The organism is Streptomyces sp. Xyl84, assembly GCF_059731885.1.
The window spans coordinates 4,453,442-4,472,549 of the sequence record NZ_AP029182.1 but is presented as its reverse complement, the minus strand read 5'-3'; the positions used below and the strand labels follow the sequence as shown (position 1 = coordinate 4,472,549).

Here is a 19,108-nt window from a genome sequence, read left to right as displayed (position 1 = left end):
CCTCGTCAGACCCTCGCGCCCAGGGAGGCATCCTGCCCCCACCTGCGGCGGGAAAGCCAATCCGGCACCCGTAGGAGTCGTGAGAACACCCTTGGGAGTCACACGAAAAGAGGGCCTGCGCCCCGGGGTCCGGGTCTGGGCGGAGCCGCAGACGACAGACCGTGACCAGCCACGATAGGGCTCGGCGGTGACAGCGCCGCCGCGACGCGCCGGTCCGCGGCGCGTCGTGGCGATCATCACGCCCGGGGGTGCCGCCCGGGCGCCCTTTGCGACTGGTTCGTCCTGCTTTTCAGATGCCGCTGGTGCTGCTGGTCACGGCGCTCGCACCGGCCGCCTTGGCGGCTTCGCGGACCGCGCCGGCGACGGCACCGGCGACCTTGTCGTTGAAGACGGAGGGGATGATGTAGTTCGGGTTCAGCTCGCCCTCGGTCACCACGTCGGCCAGGGCCTGCGCGGCGGCCAGCATCATCTCGGTGTTGACGGTGCGCGACTGCGCGTCCAGCAGGCCGCGGAAGACGCCCGGGAAGACCAGCACGTTGTTGATCTGGTTCGGGAAGTCGGAGCGGCCGGTGGCCACGACCGCCGCCGTCTGACGGGCGACGGCCGGGTCGACCTCGGGGTCGGGGTTCGCGAGCGCGAACACGATCGCGCCGTCCGCCATGGCGGCCACGTCGTCGCCGTCGAGCACGTTGGGCGCCGAGACGCCGATGAAGACGTCCGCGCCGCGCACGGCCTCCTTCAGGGTGCCGGTGAGGTTCTCGGGGTTGGTGTTGTCGGCGATCCAGCGCAGCGCCGACTCGGGGGCGGCGTCGACCAGGTCCTCGCGGCCGGTGTGCACCACGCCGTGGATGTCGGCGACCACCGCGTTCTTCACGCCGGCGGCGAGCAGCAGCTTGAGGATGGCGGTGCCGGCCGCGCCGGCGCCGGACATCACGACCCGGACGTTCTCGATGGGCTTGTCCACCACGCGCAGGGCGTTGGTGAGGGCGGCGAGCACGACGATGGCGGTGCCGTGCTGGTCGTCGTGGAAGACGGGGATGTCCAGCGCCTCGCGCAGCCGGGCCTCGATCTCGAAGCAGCGGGGGGCGGAGATGTCCTCCAGGTTGATGCCGGCGAACCCGGGGGCGATCGCCTTGACGATCTCGACGATGGCGTCGGTGTCCTGGGTGTCCAGGCAGATCGGCCAGGCGTCGATGCCGGCGAACCGCTTGAAGAGGGCCGCCTTGCCCTCCATGACGGGCAGCGCGGCCTTGGGGCCGATGTTGCCCAGGCCCAGCACCGCGGAACCGTCCGTCACGACCGCAACGGAGTTGCGCTTGATGGTCAGGCGGCGGGCGTCCTCGGGGTTCTCGGCGATCGCCATGCAGACGCGGGCCACACCCGGCGTGTAGACCATGGAGAGGTCGTCACGGTTGCGGATGGGGTGCTTGGACGCCATCTCGATCTTGCCGCCGAGGTGCATCAGGAACGTACGGTCGGAGACCTTGCCGAGCGTGACGCCCTCGATGCCGCGCAGTTTCTCGACGATCTCGTCGGCGTGCGCGGTCGAGGTGGCCGCGATGGTGACGTCGATCCGGAGCTTCTCGTGGCCGGACGCGGTGACGTCGAGGCCGGTCACCGAGCCTCCGGAGGACTCCACAGCGGTGGTGAGCTGCGAGACGGCGGTTCCGCTCGCGGGCACCTCCAGCCGGATGGTCATCGAGTAGGAGACGCTGGGCGCCGTTGCCATGGCCGACTTCCTCTGCTTTCACCGTGTCGCGAAGTTGTGCCGTCCGATCGTCGCACCTACCCCTGAGTACGTGGTAGCCGCCCCGGATTGCGGACTTTGTGTTCACCGGGAGCGCTCCACCCGCAGGTGCTGTTTTCGGAAAGTGACTTCCACCATACGAGAGATCCCGGTGACGCGGAAGGTGCCCGCGCAACAAAAGAGGCCCACGTCACATTCCTCGTGACGTGGGCCTCTCGGAGGCTTGTGACACCGACCCGCCATGCTCGCCTCGCGGCAAGTGGTCGCTCGTAGCGACGAAGGTTGGGCCCGGGGGCTTGGATCGGGCCGGTGCCACACCAAGGCTAACAAACGGATCCGGTAAGGCCATTCCCCCTGCGCGGATCCTTTTCCGTCTCCTCGTTCCGTCAGTCCCGCAGCAGGTCCGGCACCCCCGCCTCGTCCGGCTCGTCGCGCTCCCCGGAGACCACCGTGAGCTGCTGGGTCGCCCGGGTCAGGGCCACGTAGAGCACCCGCAGACCGGCCGGGGACTCGTCGGCGATCTCCGCGGGCGAGGCGACGAGGGTCGCGTCGTACTCCAGGCCCTTGGCCTCCAGGCTGCCCAGCGCCACCACCCGGTCGCCGAGCCCGGCCAGCCAGCGGCGGGCCTCCTCGCGCCGGTTCATCGCGACGACCACGCCGACCGTGCCGTCCACCCGTTCCAGCAGCCGTTCGGCCTCCGCCCGCACCGTGGCGCCCAGGGACTCCCCCACGACCGCGAAGCGCGGCTGGACGCCGGTGGAGCGGACCGCGGAGGGCGACCGGGAGCCCGGCATGGCCAGGGCCAGCACCTTCGCGGCCAGCTCGGCGATCTCGGCCGGGTTGCGGTAGTTCACCGTCAGCTCGAAACGGCGGCGCGGGCGGGTGCCCAGCGCCTCGTCGCGGGCCTCGGCCGCCTCGTCCGGGTCCGACCACGAGGACTGGGCCGGGTCGCCCACGACCGTCCAGGTGGCGTGCCGGCCGCGGCGGCCCACCATGCGCCACTGCAGCGGCGTGAGGTCCTGCGCCTCGTCGACGATGACGTGGGCGTACTCGGTGCGCTCCTCGGCCAGCCGCTCGGCGCGCTCGCGCTGCGTCTCCTCGCGCACCGGCATCAGCTCCTCCAGGCCGGTGAGCTGGTCCAGCGGGTCCAGTTCGCGCTTCTTCCTGGGCCGGGCCGGGGTGCCGAGCAGCGCCTGGAGCTCGTCGAGCATCGCGATGTCGTGCACGGAGCAGCCGTCCCGGCGCAGCGAACGGGCGACCTTGCGCACCTCCCCGGGGTTGAGGACCCGGCGGGCCCAGCGCCCCAGGCGCCGTTCGTCGGCCATGGCGGCGAGCACCGCGCGGGGGGTCAGCTCGGGCCACCAGGCGTCGAGGAACGCGCCGAAGGAGTCCTCGCCCGTCACGTCGTCGTCGAAGGACGAGCGCAGCTCGGCGGCCAGCTCGGGGTCGGTGTGCCGGCCGGCGGCCCCCGACTGCTCCCACAGGGCGTCCAGGAGCAGTTTGCGGGCGCGCGGGCGCAGCAGGTTGACCGGTGCGGTGCCGCCGAGGGCGGCGCGCCGGATGCGGTCCAGTTCCGCGGCCTCCAGTTCGAGGCGGCGGCCGAAGGCGACCACCCGCAGCCGGGTCGGCGGCCCCGCGGGGGCCGGCGGCTCCGGCTCCGCGTCCGTGTCGTCGCCGAGGGTGAGCTGCCCGGCGGGGGCGCCTGCGCCCTGCCGGGCGCCGGGACCGAGTTCCAGTGCGCCCCGGGCGGCCTTCCGCAGCACCTTCAGCATCCGGTACGAACCCTTGGCGCGGGCCACGGCCGGGCTGTCGTACAGCGTGGCCTCGACGCCGTCGACGAGCGAGCCGATCGCCCGGATGGCGACCTGGCCCTCCTCGCCGAGGGAGGGCAGCACGCCCTCGGTGTACGCCACGAGCAGCGGCGTCGGCGAGACGATGAGGATGCCGCCCGCGTACCGGCGGCGGTCCTGGTAGAGCAGGTAGGCCGCGCGGTGCAGCGCCACCGCCGTCTTGCCCGTGCCGGGACCGCCCTCGACGTAGGCCACCGAGGCGGCGGGGGCGCGGATGACGAGGTCCTGCTCGGCCTGGATGGAGGCGACGATGTCCCGCATGCTGTGGCTGCGGGCCCGGCCGAGCGCCGCCATCAGCGCGCCGTCACCGATCGCGGGCAGCTCCTCGCCCTCCAGGTAGGCCGTCAGCTCGGGACGCATCAGGTCGTCCTCGACACCGAGCACCCGCCGCCCCTTGGAGCGGATCACCCGGCGGCGCACCACCCGGCCGGGGTCGACCGGGGTGGAGCGGTAGAACGGGGCGGCGGCGGGCGCGCGCCAGTCGATGACCAGCGGGGCGTACTCCTCGTCGAGGACCCCGATGCGGCCGATGTGCAGGGTCTCGGCGATGTCGGCGGTGTTGTCCTCGCGCACCGCGCCCTCGGCCGGCTCGACGGCGGTGTAGGCCCCGTCGGGGCCCTTCTTGCCGTCCTTGCCGAGCAGCAGGTCGATCCGGCCGAAGAGGAAGTCCTCGAACTCGTTGTTCAGCCGGTTGAGGTGGATGCCCGCCCGGAACACCTGCGCGTCGCGCTCGGCCAGCGCGCCGGGCGTGCCGACCTGGCCGCGCTGGGCCGCGTCCCGCATCAGGAACTCGGCCTCGTGGATCTTCACCTCGAGGCGCCGGTACACCCGGTCCAGGTGTTCCTGCTCCCTGCTGATCTCCCGGTCACGGACCGAGTCGGCCTCCGCGGCGCGCGCGGCCTCGCGCGTGGCCTCGTGAACCGATCCGACCGCGGAATCCTGTTGAGCCTGAGCGGCCACCGGGCCCCCTTCTGACGTGCTGGGCAGCCGTCAACCGTACGCGAAGGGAACCCACTGGCGGAAGCCGGACCCGGCCGTATCCCCGCGCCGGGCCGGGACCGGGTCCCCCGCCTCCGCCCCGAGCGGCGCTACGCCTCCACCTGGACCAGCTTGTGCCCGTCGAAGGTCATGACCTCGAAGTGGTCGATCTGGTCCGGCTCGAAGGCCGCGCCGCCGCTGACGTAGAGGGGCTTCCCGGCCACCGGCGTGCCGGCGCCCGGCACGCCGTACCCCCGGCCGGGGACGGACCAGGAGGTGACCGTCTGGCGCTCGCCGTTCCGGCCGACGGCGACGAGCGAACAGCGCTCCGGTCCTGTCACGTTCCGCAGCCGGAGCACGGCGTTCGTGCCCCAGTCCTTCCTCTCCAGGGCGACCGTCGCCGTGACGTGCGTGGCCGGATCCGTCGCCGTCACCTTGTCCGGCATCGAACGGAAGGCCGCCTGCGCGGGGCTCACGGCCACCGCCGCGCTGCCGCCGCCGTCCGCGCCGCCCACCGCGTGGAGGGTCAGCGGGCCGCCGACGACGAGCACCGCCGCTGCCGCCGACAGGAAGAGGTTCCGCCGGCGCCTGCGGGCGCGCTGCCGGACCACCTCGCCGACGAGCCGGTCCACCGGCCGCGGTCCCGGGCCGGCCGGGAGGGACTCACCGGTCGCGGCCGTACCGGAAGCGGGCAGGCCGGCGAGGGCCGCCAGCACGGGTTCCAATCCGGCCAGTTCCTGGAGCCGGCGCGCGCACCGCTCGCAGGCCGCCAGGTGCGCCTCGAACGCGGTGGCCTCCGCGTCGTCCAGGATGCCGAGGGCGTAGGCGCCGACGGTCTCGTGCTCGTCCGGTGCCGGCGGTCCCTGCACGGGGCCCGGCACACCCGGACCGCCCGTGCCGAATCCCTGATCCTCCCCGGACCCGCTCATCACGCCGTCACCCCCCGCTCCTCCAGAGCCAGCTTCATCGACCGAAGGGCGTAGAAGACCCGGGAGCGCACGGTGCCGCTGGGTATGCCGAGCGTCTCGGCCGCCTCGTTGACGGTACGTCCTTTGAAGTACGTCTCGACCAGTACCTCCCGGTGGGCCGGGGTCAGGTCGTCGAGCGCGTCCGCCAGCGTCATCAGCCACAGCGCCTTGTCGATCTCGTCCTCCGCGGGGACGGCCTCCAGCGGCGACGGATCGACCTCCTGCGGCCGGGCCTGCCGGCTGCGGTGGTGGTCGATGACGATGCGCCGGGCGACCGTCACCAGCCAGGGGCGTACCGAACCGGCCGCCCGGTCGAGCTGACCGGCGTTCTTCCAGGCACGGATGAGCGTCTCCTGCACCACGTCCTCGGCGCGCTGCCGGTCGCCGGCCACCAGGCGCAGCACGTAGGCGAGCAGGGGGCCGGCGTGCTCGCGGTACAGCGCGCGCACCAGCTCCTCGTCGGGTCCCGAGGGCTGCGCGGGCAGGCGAGGCCGGGCCCTCGGTCCCCGCTCGTCGGCCACGGCCGCATCCTTGCGCACGCCCACCTCCGGTGTCCGGGGCATCCCCCGGTCGGTCTCTCGTGCACGAGTACGGACGCGGGGGGCGCGGCGTTCAGGGCCCAGGGGGTTCTCCGTCCGGGCGCGGGGGCGCTCAGGCGCGGGCGAGGGCCGCGCGGCGGCGGTGGCGGGCCACCCGTTCGCGGTTGCCGCAGACCTCGCTGGAGCACCAGCGCCGCCTGCGTCCCCGGGAGGTGTCCAGGTAGACGATCGGGCAGTTGTCGCCCGCGCAGCGGCGCAGGGCCACCCGGGCGACGGGATCGGTGAGCAGGTCGAGGGCGTCGCGGGCGACGGCCGCGAGCACGGCGGCGCACCCGGGCGGCGCGGCCAGGGCCCGCAGCAGGGTGCCGTCCGCACCGCGAACGGCGCGCGGGGCGGGCGGGGCGGCACGGGCGGCCTCGTTGACCCGGGCCAGGGCGAGGTCGCGGGCGCGGGGTTCGGGCCACGGGGGTCCGTCGAGGTGCCCGCGGACCAACTGACCGATGCAGGAACGCAGTTCGCGGAAGGCCGCGAGCCAGACGGGGTCGGCGTGGCCCAGGGCGGTGCCCGGCGGGACCAGGCCCGCGCCCGTGATCCAGGCGCGCAGCGGCGGGAGGGAGTCGAGCCGTTCCTCGGGGTGGGTGGTGGAAAGGAGGTCCAGACAGATCCGCCCGGCGTCGAAGCGCAGTTCCTGGAGGACCGCGTCCGTGACCGTCCGCGTGGCCGTCTCCGTGGCTGTCCGCGTGGCCGTACCCAGTGCCATGTGCCTGTCACCGCCTAGGGGGCGACACCCCGTGCCGGTCGCGGGGACCGGGCGGCGGGGTGCTCGTCAGGGCTGGGGAACCGTTCCCTCCCACAGTGCCCGCCCGCCCCCACGGCCGGAAGCCCCCCGACCGCCACGCGTGCCCCGCGCCCGGCCGCCCCGCGTCCCCCGCGTTCCCCCGCGTCCGGCCGTGCGCGGACGGCGACGGACGTGCGCGGACGGCGACGGACGCCCGGTGACCGCGGCCCCGGCCTGCCCCGGCCCGGGCACCGCCGCTTCCGTTGCCGTCACCGCTTCCGTTGCCGTCACCGCTGTCCGGGCGCCGCCGCCGCTGCCGCCGCGCGGCGCTACCCGTCCGCGTACTTCGCGTCCGACGCCGGATCCAGTGCCAGCCGGTAGCCGCGCTTGACCACCGTCTGGATCAGCTTGGGCAGGCCGAGCGCCGTGCGCAGGCGGGCCATGGCGGTCTCCACCGCGTGCTCGTCCCGGCCCGCGCCGGGCAGGGCGCGCAGCAGGTCGGCGCGGGAGACCACCCAGCCGGGACGCCGCGCGAGCGCCCGCAGCAGCGCCATCCCGGCGGGCGGTACGGGCTTCAGGTCGCCGTCCACCAGCACCGCGTGCCCGCGGATCTGCACCCGGTGCCCGGCGACGGGCAACGTCCTCGCGCGCCCCGGCAGTTCCTGGCACAGCACCTGCACCAGCGGCCCCAGCCGGAACCGCTCCGGCTGCACGGTCTCCACGCCGTGCGCCTGCAACGGCACGGCGGTCACCGGCCCGACGCACGCGGGCAGCACGTCATGGGCGAGCGCGGCCAGCAGCGCGCCCAGCAGCCCCCGTTCCTGCGCCCGGGACAGCAGGGAGGCGGCCGCCGGGGCGCTGGTGAAGGTGAGCGCGTCGAGCCCGCCGGAGACGGCGGCGTCCAGCAGCCGGTCCAGCGGTCCGGGGTCCTCCGGCGGCAGCCACCGGTACACCGGCACCGGTACGACCTCCGCCCCGCCGGCCCGCAGCGCCTCCACGAAGCCGGGCAGCGGTTCCCCGTGCAACTGGACGGCGACCCGGCGCCCGTCCACGCCCTGTTCCAGCAGCCGGTCGAGCACCTCGGCCAGGGACTCCGAGGACGGCGACCACTCCTCGGTGAGCCCGGCGGCCCGGATCGCGCCCTTGACCTTGGGCCCGCGGGCCAGCAGTTCGACCTCCCGCAGCCGGCCGAGCAGCACCTCGCCCAGCCCCCAGCCGTCGGCCGCCTCCACCCACCCGCGGAAACCGATCGCGGTGGTGGCGATCACGACGTCGGGCGCCTGCCCGATGATCTCCTTGGTGGCCGCGAGGAGTTCACCGTCGTCGGCGAGCGGGACGATGCGCAGCGCGGGCGCGTGCACGACCGAGGCGCCGCGCCGCTGGAGCAGGGCGCCCAGTTCGTCGGCGCGGCGGGCCGCCGTCACCCCCACGGTGAACCCGGCCAGGGGCCCGGCCTGCCCGTTTCCGCTCCGCTGCTGTTCTTCGACCTCGCCCATGGTTCATCGTCCCGCGCTCGACTCGTCCCGCTGTTCCGTACCGTCCTGCCGCAAGAGCCTGTCAACCGCGCGTGACGGGCTCGGTTCACCGGCATGTCACCAGTGTTACGTCCCGGCCCGGCCGGTCGGCGTCGCACCTCCGGCCGGGCGGCGTCACACCTCGGCGTAGCCGAGCTGAGGCTGCGTCCCGGTGGTGTCGGTGGCCGCCGGGGCCCGGTCGCCGTCCGGCCGGCGCAGGTATACGGCCCAGGTGACCGCGAAGGCGACGGCGTAGAAGGCCAGGAAGGCGACGAACGCGCCGGTGCCGGAGCCGTAGGAGAGGAACGACTGGCGGAAGGCGAGGTTGATGCCGACCCCGCCGAGGGCGCCCACGGCCCCGATGAGCCCCATGGAGGCGCCCGACAGCCGCCGCGCGTACGCCGCCGCCTCCTCCCCGGCGAGGCCCCGGGCGAGGGCCTTGGCCCGGAAGATCCCGGGGATCATCTTGTACGTCGACCCGTTGCCGAGCCCGCTGAGCACGAACAGGACGACGAAGACGGCCACGAACAGCGGCAGCGACCTGTGCAGCCCGGCGGCGACGAGGGCGCCGGTGGCGGCGGCCATGGCGACGAAGTTCCACAGGGTGATGCGCGCCCCGCCGAACCGGTCGGCGAGCCTGCCGCCGACGGGCCGGATCAGGGAGCCGAGCAGCGGCCCGATGAAGGTGAGGTAGGCGGCCTGGAGCGGGGTGCGGCCGAACTGGCTGGTCAGCACCTGCCCGAAGGCGAAGCTGTAGCCGATGAACGACCCGAAGGTCCCCACGTACAGGAAGGACATGATCCAGGTGTGGGCGTCCTTGGCGGCGTCCACGGCGGCGCCGGTGTCGTTGCGCACGGAGGCCAGGTTGTCCATGAACAGCGCGGCCAGGACGGCGGCGACGACGATCAGCGGGATGTAGATCCCGAGCAGCAGGCGCGGTCCGCCGCCCGCCCCGATGACGGCGAGGGCGGCGAGCTGGATGACGGGCACGCCGATGTTGCCGCCCCCGGCGTTGAGCCCGAGCGCCCATCCCTTCCGGTGCATCGGGAAGAAGGCGTTGATGTTGGTCATGGAGGAGGCGAAGTTGCCGCCGCCGATCCCGGCGAGGAGCCCGACCCACAGGAAGCCGGCGAAGGAGGTGCCGGGGTGCATGACCACGAAGGCGGCCACCGTCGGCACGAGCAGCAGGCTCGCGGAGACGATCGTCCAGTTCCGGCCGCCGAAGAGCGCCACGGCGAAGGTGTACGGCACCCGTGCCACGGCGCCCACCAGGGTCACCACGGAGGTGAGCAGGAACTTGTCGGCCGCCGACAGCCCGTACTCGGGCCCCATGAACAGCACGAGCACGGACCACAGGGTCCACACCGAGAACCCGATGTGTTCGCTGAGCACGGAGAAGAACAGGTTCCGGTGGGCGGTCCGCCTGCCCCGCGCCTCCCAGAAGGCCCTGTCCTCGGGGTCCCACTCCTCGATCCAACGCCTGCCCGCCATCCCGCCTCCACGTGTGCCGAGTGCCTGGCTCCCGAAGGTAGGAAGACGGCGTTTCGGCACTGTGGCGGTGGGTGACCTCCAGGGAACGTCGGTCTCACGCCGCGGGGTGCGGCGGTGAGAGGGCGGGCTCGGCCGGACGGCGGTGCTCCGGCCCGGCCGGCCAGAGCCGTGGCCTGCGCCGTGCCGCCAGGTCCTCGATCCAGCCGAAGGCGAGGACCACGGCGGCGATCAGCGGCCACACCAGCACGAACATCCACAGGCCGTACGTCTGGTCGAGCAGCGACGCGGCGCCCTCGCTCCGCAGGAACGGCAGGCCGTAGGCCTGGTCGAGGAGCGGGACCGTGGCGGTGATGAGGAGGTTGTGCCAGAGGTAGACGGTGACGGCCCGGTTGTTGGCGAGGGTGATGAGCCTGCGCCAGCGGCGCAGCCGGGCCGGGAACTCCCGCCAGGCCGGGGCGTACTGGAGCAGGATCACGACGGCGCCGAAGGACCAGGCCGCCTGGGCGGGCGGGATGTCGTTCAGGTCCCAGCCGTCGGGGCCCTGGTGACCGGCGGCCCACCACAGGCCCAGCGCCATCAGCAGGGCGGCGGCGGAGACGGCCAGGTAGCGCGGGATCCGCGCCAGGTAGCCCTCGTGGCGGGCGAAGCCCAGGATCCAGCAGCCGCCGTACACGGCGAAGTCCGTCACCGCCTCACCCGTCTCACCGGGGATCCGCAGCAGGCCCGTGGCGAGCACCGCGGTGAGGGCGAGGGGGGCGAGCAGGGCCGGCCAGGGCGCCCGGCGGAAGGCGCGCAGCAGCAGCGGGGAGGCCACGACGAACCAGAGGTAGGCGCGCAGGTACCACAGCGGGCCCGCCGCGTCGTCCGGCCAGGCCGCCTCCAGCAGGCCGGAGTCGGAGCCCAGGTGCGCCGGGTAGGGCGGGGCGCCGAGCGGGACGACGTAGTCGAGCAGCCTGGCCGGCCCGAGGGTGCCGCCGAGGTCGGGGTCCTTCAGCGGATTCCAGCCGCCCAGCAGCATCAGCGGGAGCAGCACCGCGCCGAACGCCCACAGCGGGGGCAGGAGCCTGCGCAGCCTGCCCCTGACCACGCTCGGCGCCGGGCGGTCCAGGGACCGTGCCATCAGGGACCCCGCCAGTGCGAACATCACGCCCATCGACGGGAAGAGCACGGTCAGCCAGGCCCAGCCGAACAGGTGGTAGAGGACCACACGGAACAGGGCGAGGGCGCGCAGCAGGTCCAGGTAGCGGTCACGGCCGGCCGGGCCGCGCGGGCCGGCGGCGGGCTTCGGGACGAGGGTCCGGGTCATGCCACCGGCCTCCGGGCGGTCGGGGTGCTCGGCGGGCCGCCGGCGTCCCGGGACGCGGGGCCGCCCGGGGCCTCCACCACGCCGGTGCGGCGCAGCTTCTGCCAGCGCAGCCGGCCGCCGGTCACGGCGGTGATCCAGGACTGGAGCAGGACGACGTACATGAGCTGGCGGTAGAGGATCTGCTGGAGCGGCAGCGATACCAGGTGCGTCATGCGTTCGCGGTCCAGCCGGAAGGCGTAGGCCGCGCAGAACGCCTGGATCGCGAGCACGCCCAGCCAGGTGGCGACCGTCCTCGCGGTCGGGCCGAAGATCACGCCGTAGAGGAGGAACAGGTCGATCAGCGGGGCCAGCAGCGGGGCGACCACCGTGAACAGGGAGACCAGCGGCAGGCCCACGCGGCCGAAACGGCCGGAGGGGCCGCGCTCCAGCAGCGCGCCGCGGTGCTTCCAGATCGCCTGCATGGTGCCGTAGGACCAGCGGTAGCGCTGGGACCACAGCTGCTGGACGGACTCGGGGGCCTCGGTCCAGGCGCGGGCGTTCCCGGCGTAGACGACGCGCCAGCCGGCGCGGTGCAGCGCCATGGTGATGTCGGTGTCCTCGGCGAGCGTGTCCTCGCTCATGCCGCCGACCTGTTCCAGGGCGCTGCGACGGAACGCGCCGACCGCGCCGGGGATCGTCGGCATGCAGCGCAGGACGTCGTACATGCGGCGGTCGAGGTTGAAGCCCATCACGTACTCGATGTGCTGCCAGGCGCCGATGAGGGTGTCCCGGTTGCCCACCTTGGCATTGCCCGCCACCGCGCCGACCTCCGGGTCGCCGAACGGCTGGACGAGTTCGCGGACGGTGGCGGGCTCGAAGACGGTGTCGCCGTCCATCATGACGATCAGGTCGTGGGAGGCGTGCGCGATACCGCGGTTGAGGGCGGCGGGCTTGCCCGCGTTGCGCTGGCGCACCACCCGTACGCCGGGCAGGTCCATGGCCTCGACGAGGTCCGCCGTGCCGTCGGCCGAGCCGTCGTCCACGACGACGATCTCCACGGGGTGTTCGCCCGCCGTCAGGGAACGCACCGTGTTCTCGATGCACTTGGCCTCGTTGTACGCCGGGACCAGCACGGACACCGGTTCGGTGACCGGCGGGCCCCAGCGGAAGCCCGGGCGGCGCACCCGGCGCGCGTGCGCGGCGGAGAGCAGCAGCATCAGCGCGAACCGGGCGATGACCAGGGCGCCGACCAGGGCCAGGCACACGCCCAGCCCGTCGCTGAGGTCGTCGGAGGCCTGGACCAGGAAGATCCAGGCCTTGCCCGCCCACAGCCCGGCGCCGGTGACCGGGGTGAGCGCGCTGGGGGCGCCGAGCGCCTCGGTGAGGTTGTCGAACCGGTAGCCGCGCGCCTGGAGTTCCGGCAGGTAGCGGTCGAGTGCCCGCACGGTCTGGTGGCGGTCGCCGCCGGAGTCGTGCATGAGGACGACCGCGCCCTCGCCGCCCTTCGGGGTGGCCCGCCGGACGATCTCCGCCGGGCCGGGCTTCTGCCAGTCCTCGCTGTCGAGGGTGTTGACGACGGTGAGGTAGCCGCGGCTGCCGATGTACTCGGTCACCGGCCAGGAACGGTCGTCCATGGCGTTGGTGAAGGAGGAGTACGGCGGCCGGAACAGCGAGGTGCGCACCCCGGCCGCGCCGGTGATGGCGAGCTGGTTCTGCGACAGCTCCCAGTCGATGCGCTGCTTGGACTGGTAGGACAGGTCGGGGTGGTTGAAGGTGTGCAGTCCCACCTCGTGCCCCTCGGCGACCATGCGCCGGACGAGGCCCGGGTAGCGCGAGGTCATCGTGCCGGTGACGAAGAAGACCGCGTGCGCGTGATGCTTCTTGAGCACGTCCAGCACCTGCGGCGTCCAGGTCGGGTCGGGGCCGTCGTCGAAGGTGAGGACGAGCCGGTGGCCGGGCACGCGCAGGCTGGTCGCCCGCCCGTGCCGGGTGTCGATGACCGGGCCGCCTGCGAGGATCCGGTCGGGCACCCGGTCGGTGGCCGCCTCGGGCCGGACGCGGTGGTCGGCCAGGACCTCGCTGTGCACGTACCCGCGCAGCACCAGCATCGCCGTCAGCGCGGCGAGGAGGAGGACGGGCACGAGCAGCCGGAGCGGGAGGCGGAGCCGCCGGCGGGCGGGCGCGCGGCGGGAACGGGGACGTGCGCCGGAGCGGACGGCGGACCGGCGGTGCGGGACGCCGGGGGCGGCGGGGCGGCCGGGGCCGGAGTCGGAGTCGGAGTCGGTGACACGGTGGGTGTCACGGGCGCGGTGGGTGCCGGTACCGCGGTAGGGGCCGCTGTCGGCCGTACGGGCTGAGCCGCCGTCCGTCGCACGGGCCGGACCGCCACAAGTCGCGCGGGCCGGGTCGCCGTCGGTCGTGCGGGCCGGGTCTCCGTCGGACGGGTGGTGCGGGCCGCCGTCGGACGGGTGGTGCGGGTCGGCGGGCCTCGGGGGGCGCCTGCGGCGGATGCGGGTGGCCATCAGGCGAGGTGCTCCGGGGATCCGGGGGCCGCGGGCGTACCGGTGGTGGGGCCCGGGGCCGTGGTCGGGCCGGGGGCGGTGGTGGGGCCGGGGGCTCCGGTGGGGCCGGGCGCCGACGTCACCGGCACCGGGGTGCCGGGACCGTCCGCGACCGTTCCCGGCGCGCCGGAACCACCGGCGCCACCGGCACCGCTGCCCACCCCGCTCCCGCCGCCGCTTCCGCCCCCGCCGCCGGCTCCGCCCGCGTCACCCGCCGAGGCCGACGGGTCGGGGCTGGGTGAGCCGCCGTCTCCGGGGCCCGGTGTCCCCGGTTCGGTCGAGGTGGTGACCGGTGGCGGGCTCGGCTCGGTGACCGGGCCGCCGCCCGTGCCCGGACCCGGCGACCGGGCCCCGGCGGTTCCCGAGGTGGCCGGCCGCGGGGGCGCCGAGGCTCCCGGCCGGTGCGGCCCGGCGGACGGACCGGCCGCGGCACCGGTGGCGCCCGGCGTCGGCCCGGCGCCGCCGGCGGCCGGTGCGGACACGCCGGGCACCCCCGGCAGCCCGGACGTGCCCGGCGCACCCGGTGCGGCGACGCCCACCCCCACTCCGGCACCGGGCGCACCGGCCGGGTCCGACGGCTCCGCCGAGCTGTCGACCTTGCTCGCGGGCCGGTCGTCCGCCTGGCCCGGCACGGGCAGCCAGGGTGCGGCCGAGTTGCCGGACGCGAGGGTGACGACGATGACGGCGGCGTAGACCGCGCAGCTCAACCCGGCCGCCATCCCGATCCGGCGGACCCGGCGGCTGCGGCGGCCGGACGCGTCGACGAAGACCGGCCCCTCACAGCCGCCGGGCCCCCGCTTCCCGCTGCGGCCGTCCGGTTCCTCCCCGGCACTTCCTGTGCGTCCGGCGGGGTCGAGCCGGACGGTCAGCTCGTCCGGAACGGGGCCGCAGGGCCGGGGCTCCTGCCACGGGTCCTCGACCCGCAGCGCGGGCACGGCACCGGTCTTGGGGAATCTCTGGGCGCCGTCGTCCCCCTCAGCGCTTCGCGCATCCGGCGCACCGCCTTCGGCGGCAGGCGCCGATCCAGCCGTCGACGCGGCTTCGGGCCATACGGGTTGGGCTTGTTCCAGCCCCTTTTTCACGCGCACGTTCTTTCCCCCACGGGAGTGTTCCGGGCGCGCCTACGACCCCGAGCCCGCGTCGCCGGAACAGGCCCCCACCTGCCCGAGCGCCCCCCTTGTCACACCGTGCTCGGCGGTCATGAACGTACGCCCGCGGGGACGCCCCCACCGTGAAAGATCAATGGTGAACGGAATTGACCGATTCGCCGTTGGCTGGAAACCATCTGGTTTCGGTCGCCGTGTCTCCGTCCGGTCTTTCCGGCAGGGGCGGTGCCCTTCGGGCTCCTTCGGGCCCCCTTCAGACCCGTTCCGGCTCTCGGGCCCCTTCAGTCGCTCCTACTTCAGGTACGGCCCGTCGGTGCCGACCTTGCCGGGCGCCGCGTTCTTGCCGCCCAGGTCGAGCACGTAGACCCGCAGGTCGCCCTTGCCCGGGGCGGCGACGGTCAGGGTGCCGGCGGTGACCTGCCGGACGTCCCCGGTGACGGCGTCCTTGTACGTGCCGTTCGGGATGCCGGTGTAGGTGGCACCGTCGGTGACGGCGACCAGCGCGAAACTGTCCACGCCGGTGGCCGCGTCGGTGTAGCGGCGCTTGAAGTTCATGCCGCCGCCCGAGACGCCCTCGGTGGAGTACTGGCCCGTCTGGAGCGCGGGCACGGCGCGCCGGATCTGGTTCAGCCGCTGGAGGTGCTTGACCAGCGGCTGGGCCAGGGTGGTGGCGACGGCCCCGCTCGCGCTGTCGGCCTGGGAGAACCGGGAGGCGGTGACGGTGCCTTCGAGGTGGTCGCCGTAGTACGCGCGGCCGGTGGTGGCCAGCGGGCAGCGCGGGCCGCAGTCGATGGTCTTCCCGGCCTGGAACTGGATCTCCGAGCCGTAGTAGAGGGTCGGGATGCCGCGGAAGGTCCACATCAGGGCCATGTTTTCGGCCCAGGCGTCCTGCCCTCCGTCGTAGCGCACGCTGGACTTGTTGGGTCCGTAGTCGTGGCTGTCGACGTAGACGACGTTGTACGTGGCGTCGTTGGTGGAGTCGTCGGAGTCCTTGCCGTTGGAGAAGGCGTTGTGCGCGTCACCGAAGTTCATGTGCATGCGCATGTCGATGATGTTCATGCCGGAGAACTTCGAGTGGTCGGGCGTGTGGTAGCTGTTGCCGTCCAGGAAGGCGTTGGTGGAGGTGGGCTGCTGACCGGTGCCCAGCTGCTCCTCGTAGGTGTACTGGTCGAGCGCGGCCCGGGTGTCGTCGGCGGTGTACTCCTTGCGTTCCTTCCAGGTGTAGAACTGCGCGGAGTGGTTGACCGAGCCGCGGTTCCACTTGTCGTTGACGAACGCGCCGACCTCGCCGAAGACGAAGAAGTCCTGTGCCTTGTCCGGCCCCCAGTCCTGCGCGACGCGCTGCTGGATGGCGGGCAGGAAGCGGCGGTTCCAGGTGACGCGGGGGATGTGCACGGCGGTGTCGAGGCGGAAGCCGTCGACGCCCATGTCGATGTACTTGTCGTAGGCGCCGATGAGGTAGTTCTGCACCTCGGGGTTCTCGGTGTTGAAGTCGGCGAGGTCGTCGGCGAGCCAGCAGGAGCGGGAGTCCTCGCCCTCCCAGTTGCCGATCCAGCACTGGTGGTAGTACTTCGAGGGGAACATGCCGCTGGTGGGGCTGGGCCACTGGCAGTTGTGGAGCGTGTAGCCCTCCGGGCTCTTCTGGCCGGTGGGCCGGCCCCAGTTCAGGCAGGTGTTGCCGGAGGGTTCCGCGGTCGACCACAGGTCGCCGTTGTAGTAGGACTTGCCCGACTTGGGCTCGACGGTCAGCCCGTCGTACTCGAAGCCCGGCTGCTTCTCGTCGTAGTACCAGGACCACTGGGAGTCGCGCACGCCGTACACGGTCGGCACGAACAGGCCCTTGGCGCCCCAGCGGGAGCTGTGGTTGTAGACGACGTCCTGGTAGATCTTCATGCCCTTGGCGTGGGCCGCGTTGATGAGGTCCTGGTAGGAGGCGCCCGCCGACTCCAGGCGCGGGTCCACCTTGTAGAAGTCCCAGCCGTGGTAGCCGTGGTAGTCGTAGTCGGAGCGGTTGAGGACCACGGGGGTGATCCAGACCGCCGAGAAGCCGAGGGCCTTGATGTAGTCGAGTTTCTCGACCAGGCCCTTGAAGTCGCCGCGGAACATGGGGTCGTGGTTTGCCGCGTTGCCGGAGGTGACGTCCTGGCTGCCGCCGCGGTCGTTGCCGCTGTCGCCGTCGTAGAAGCGGGCGGTCAGCACGAAGTAGATGGGGTCCTTGCGCGGGTCCCCGCCGAGCATGGTGCCCTGCTGGGCCGGGGGCGGTGCCTGGCCGGTCGTCGCGTTCGCCGGCGCGGAGGCGGCGGAGGTGTTGCCCGCCGCGTCGACCGCCTGGACCGTGTACGTGTACGTGGTGTCCGCTTCGAGCCCGGTGTCGGAGTAGACGGTGGAGCCGGTGCTGACCACCGCCGTGCCCTTGCTCCCGCCCGTGCGGGTGACCTGGTAGCCGGTGACGGCGGTGTCGTCGGTCGAGGGCTCCCAGGTCAGCACGACGGAGGTACCGGTCGCGGAGGCCTTCGGGGAGGCGGGCGCGGTGGGCGCCGTGGTGTCGGGGACGGTGGCCGCGCAGGGGTCCTTCGCGTCCTTGGTGACCTTGCCCGCCTTGACGGTGCTGAGGCCGCCGGTCAGCGCGTAGTCGGCGCCGTTGTTGTTGTCCCAGGTGCCGTTGCCGTTGTTGAAGGTGGCCTGCCAGCCCGTCGCCGTGCCCAGGTCGACGGTCTTCTTCACCCAGCCGGTGCAGGCCGCGTCCATGGCGACGCCGGGGACCGTGGTCCAGGCGCCGCCGTTCGGTGCCCAGTGCAGGTTGACGGTGGACCAGCCGGTGCCGGTCGTGGCGTAGAAGACGGTGGCGCTCTGCGCGCCGCTGCCACCGCCCTGCCCTCCGTTGTCGCCGCCGCACGGGTCGCTGTGCGCGACGACGCCGTCCTTGACGGTGACGGTGCCGCTGCCCAGGTCATAGTTCTTGCCGCCGTTGTTGTCCCAGGTGCCGGTGCCGTTGTTGAAGGTGGCCTGGAGCCCGGCCGCGGATCCCAGGTCGACGGTCTGCTTCACCCAGTCCGTACAGGCGGCCTCCATCCGCACGCCCGGCACGGTGGTCCAGCTGCCGCCGTCCGGCGCCCAGTGCAGGTAGTACGAGGACCAGTTGCGGGTCTTGGTGTAGTAGAAGACGGTCGCGGTGGTGGTGCCGGTGGTTGTGGCGGTGGTGTCGCCCGTGGCGCCGGAGGCGGGCGTCCCGGCGGCGAGCAGGCCCGCGGCCAGGGCGGCCACGGAGGCCAGGGCGGTGGCTGCGCTCCGCCGCGTCGTCCTGCGCAAGGGTCTGAACAGCGGTGGTCGGGGTCGGGTTCTCTCCATCGAGGGCTCCTCGGACGGGTCCGCCGGGCAGCACGAAGCTCCCGTACGGCCACGGGGGGAGCTGTGCGAGCGGCGGAACGGCTGAGCGGGTGGCTGAACTGAGGGCCGAGACACGCCACTCGACCGCAGAACCTTGCGAAAGGCGCTGCAAGTTTCTGCGGGGAGATTACTCAGGCGGGACGGGGGCGTAAAGGGTTCGCACAGGGACTCGCCCGCTGCCCGCGGCACGGCGGGGCCGTCAGGCCCGCCATCAGGGCCGCCCCCCGCGCGTCAGGTGAGCAAGTTCTTTCCGCAGGTTTCAGGCTTCTTGCGGCGGATGGCCGCGCGTGCGGCGGCGGCCCGGGCCCGCACGGTATGCGGTGGCAGGTGGCCCGGGGCGGGGGCCGCTGCGAGGGCCTGTGCGCGGACCGGGGCCCGCGACACCGGGGGCGCGGCCCCGCTCCCGTCCCGGCAGGCCCGGCAGAGGCCACCCCGCAGGGCTTCCGGGCGGCCGGGGACGCGGCAGTCCGTGCACTCCATGAGCGCGGGAGGCACGGAGGGTGCCTGCGGACCGACCGGGGCGACCCGCCGCCGTACGCGCCGCAAGTGCCCCGCCGCGCTCAGCTCGTTGAGCGCCGAGCGCACCGCCTGCTGGCCGTAGAGCGGTTGGGCCTTGGCGAGGGTCTTCGCGTCCATCGCCGCGTTCTCGTCGAGCCGGTCGATCAAGTTCGCGAGGTACGCCGCGCGGGCGGGAAGCCGGTCGAAGTCGCCCGCGCGGGGCGGCGCCTGGTCCGGGGCGGACCGCTTGCCGTAACCAGGCTTGGCCAGGGGATGCGCTGCGCGTGCGGGCAGGGCAGCGATAAGGTTTCCGTCAGCCACGGATCGACTCTCATTCGATCTGGGGGTGAGACCCCGGCGGGTGTTGGTAGCACCCGACCGGGGTCGTTTGTTGCTGCGAACGCTA

The 19,108-nt window shown here is 73.6% G+C and carries 12 protein-coding genes; all 12 read right to left on the bottom strand.

The features are described from left to right. Positions 1-289 precede the first annotated feature (289 nt). A complete protein-coding gene (locus AC6I72_RS19420; RefSeq protein ID WP_498002283.1) occupies positions 290-1,729 on the bottom strand; it encodes an NAD-dependent malic enzyme in 1,440 nt (479 codons plus the stop codon). 404 nt (positions 1,730-2,133) lie between these two features. Then, a complete protein-coding gene (locus tag AC6I72_RS19415) occupies positions 2,134-4,557 on the bottom strand; it encodes a HelD family protein (protein ID WP_498002282.1) in 2,424 nt (807 codons plus the stop codon). 128 nt (positions 4,558-4,685) lie between these two features. Continuing rightward, complete coding sequence (locus tag AC6I72_RS19410; RefSeq protein ID WP_498002280.1) at positions 4,686-5,504, bottom strand: anti-sigma factor family protein; 819 nt, start codon at positions 5,502-5,504, stop codon at positions 4,686-4,688. Beyond that, on the bottom strand, positions 5,504-6,088 hold the full coding sequence (locus tag AC6I72_RS19405; protein WP_498004743.1) for a sigma-70 family RNA polymerase sigma factor: 585 nt from the start codon (positions 6,086-6,088) through the stop codon (positions 5,504-5,506). The genes AC6I72_RS19410 and AC6I72_RS19405 overlap by 1 nt, the downstream gene beginning before the upstream one ends. 106 nt (positions 6,089-6,194) lie before the next feature. Beyond that, positions 6,195-6,842: a CGNR zinc finger domain-containing protein gene (locus tag AC6I72_RS19400; protein ID WP_498002279.1), complete on the bottom strand. Its 648-nt coding sequence runs from the start codon at positions 6,840-6,842 to the stop codon at positions 6,195-6,197. A gap of 347 nt (positions 6,843-7,189) precedes the next feature. Further along, entirely contained in the window at positions 7,190-8,356 is a 1,167-nt protein-coding gene (locus tag AC6I72_RS19395; RefSeq protein WP_498002277.1) for a uroporphyrinogen-III synthase, read from the bottom strand. Positions 8,357-8,509: 153 nt separating this feature from the next. Beyond that, entirely contained in the window at positions 8,510-9,865 is a 1,356-nt protein-coding gene (locus tag AC6I72_RS19390; protein WP_498002275.1) for a nitrate/nitrite transporter, read from the bottom strand. A 94-nt stretch (positions 9,866-9,959) separates the two neighbouring features. Beyond that, positions 9,960-11,171 (bottom strand): acyltransferase family protein, encoded by a 1,212-nt coding sequence (locus AC6I72_RS19385; RefSeq protein WP_498002274.1) that lies wholly within the window; start codon positions 11,169-11,171, stop codon positions 9,960-9,962. Beyond that, a complete protein-coding gene (locus tag AC6I72_RS19380) occupies positions 11,168-13,258 on the bottom strand; it encodes a bifunctional polysaccharide deacetylase/glycosyltransferase family 2 protein (protein ID WP_498004742.1) in 2,091 nt (696 codons plus the stop codon). The genes AC6I72_RS19385 and AC6I72_RS19380 overlap by 4 nt, the downstream gene beginning before the upstream one ends. A 413-nt stretch (positions 13,259-13,671) precedes the next feature. Next, the gene (locus AC6I72_RS19375; RefSeq protein ID WP_498002273.1) at positions 13,672-14,646 is read right to left on the bottom strand and encodes a translation initiation factor IF-2; all 975 of its coding nucleotides are present in this window, start codon (positions 14,644-14,646) and stop codon (positions 13,672-13,674) included. Positions 14,647-15,108: 462 nt separating this feature from the next. Continuing rightward, positions 15,109-18,126 carry a carbohydrate binding domain-containing protein gene (locus AC6I72_RS19370; protein WP_498002272.1) on the bottom strand — a complete coding sequence of 1,006 codons (3,018 nt, stop codon included), beginning with the start codon at positions 18,124-18,126 and terminating at the stop codon, positions 15,109-15,111. A gap of 309 nt (positions 18,127-18,435) precedes the next feature. Then, entirely contained in the window at positions 18,436-19,023 is a 588-nt protein-coding gene (locus AC6I72_RS19365) for a hypothetical protein (protein WP_498002270.1), read from the bottom strand. Between the last annotated feature and the right edge of the window lie 85 nt (positions 19,024-19,108).

Excerpts from the sequence above, each read along its gene's own strand:
- AC6I72_RS19390 (WP_498002275.1), bottom strand. The coding sequence starts at position 9,865 with ATGGCGGGCAGGCGTTGGATCGAGGAGTGGGACCCCGAGGACAGGGCC.
- AC6I72_RS19380 (WP_498004742.1), bottom strand. The coding sequence starts at position 13,258 with ATGCTGGTGCTGCGCGGGTACGTGCACAGCGAGGTCCTGGCCGACCAC.
- AC6I72_RS19395 (WP_498002277.1), bottom strand. The coding sequence starts at position 8,356 with ATGGGCGAGGTCGAAGAACAGCAGCGGAGCGGAAACGGGCAGGCCGGG.
- AC6I72_RS19420 (WP_498002283.1), bottom strand. The coding sequence starts at position 1,729 with ATGGCAACGGCGCCCAGCGTCTCCTACTCGATGACCATCCGGCTGGAG.
- AC6I72_RS19410 (WP_498002280.1), bottom strand. The coding sequence starts at position 5,504 with ATGAGCGGGTCCGGGGAGGATCAGGGATTCGGCACGGGCGGTCCGGGT.
- AC6I72_RS19385 (WP_498002274.1), bottom strand. The coding sequence starts at position 11,171 with ATGACCCGGACCCTCGTCCCGAAGCCCGCCGCCGGCCCGCGCGGCCCG.
- AC6I72_RS19400 (WP_498002279.1), bottom strand. The coding sequence starts at position 6,842 with ATGGCACTGGGTACGGCCACGCGGACAGCCACGGAGACGGCCACGCGG.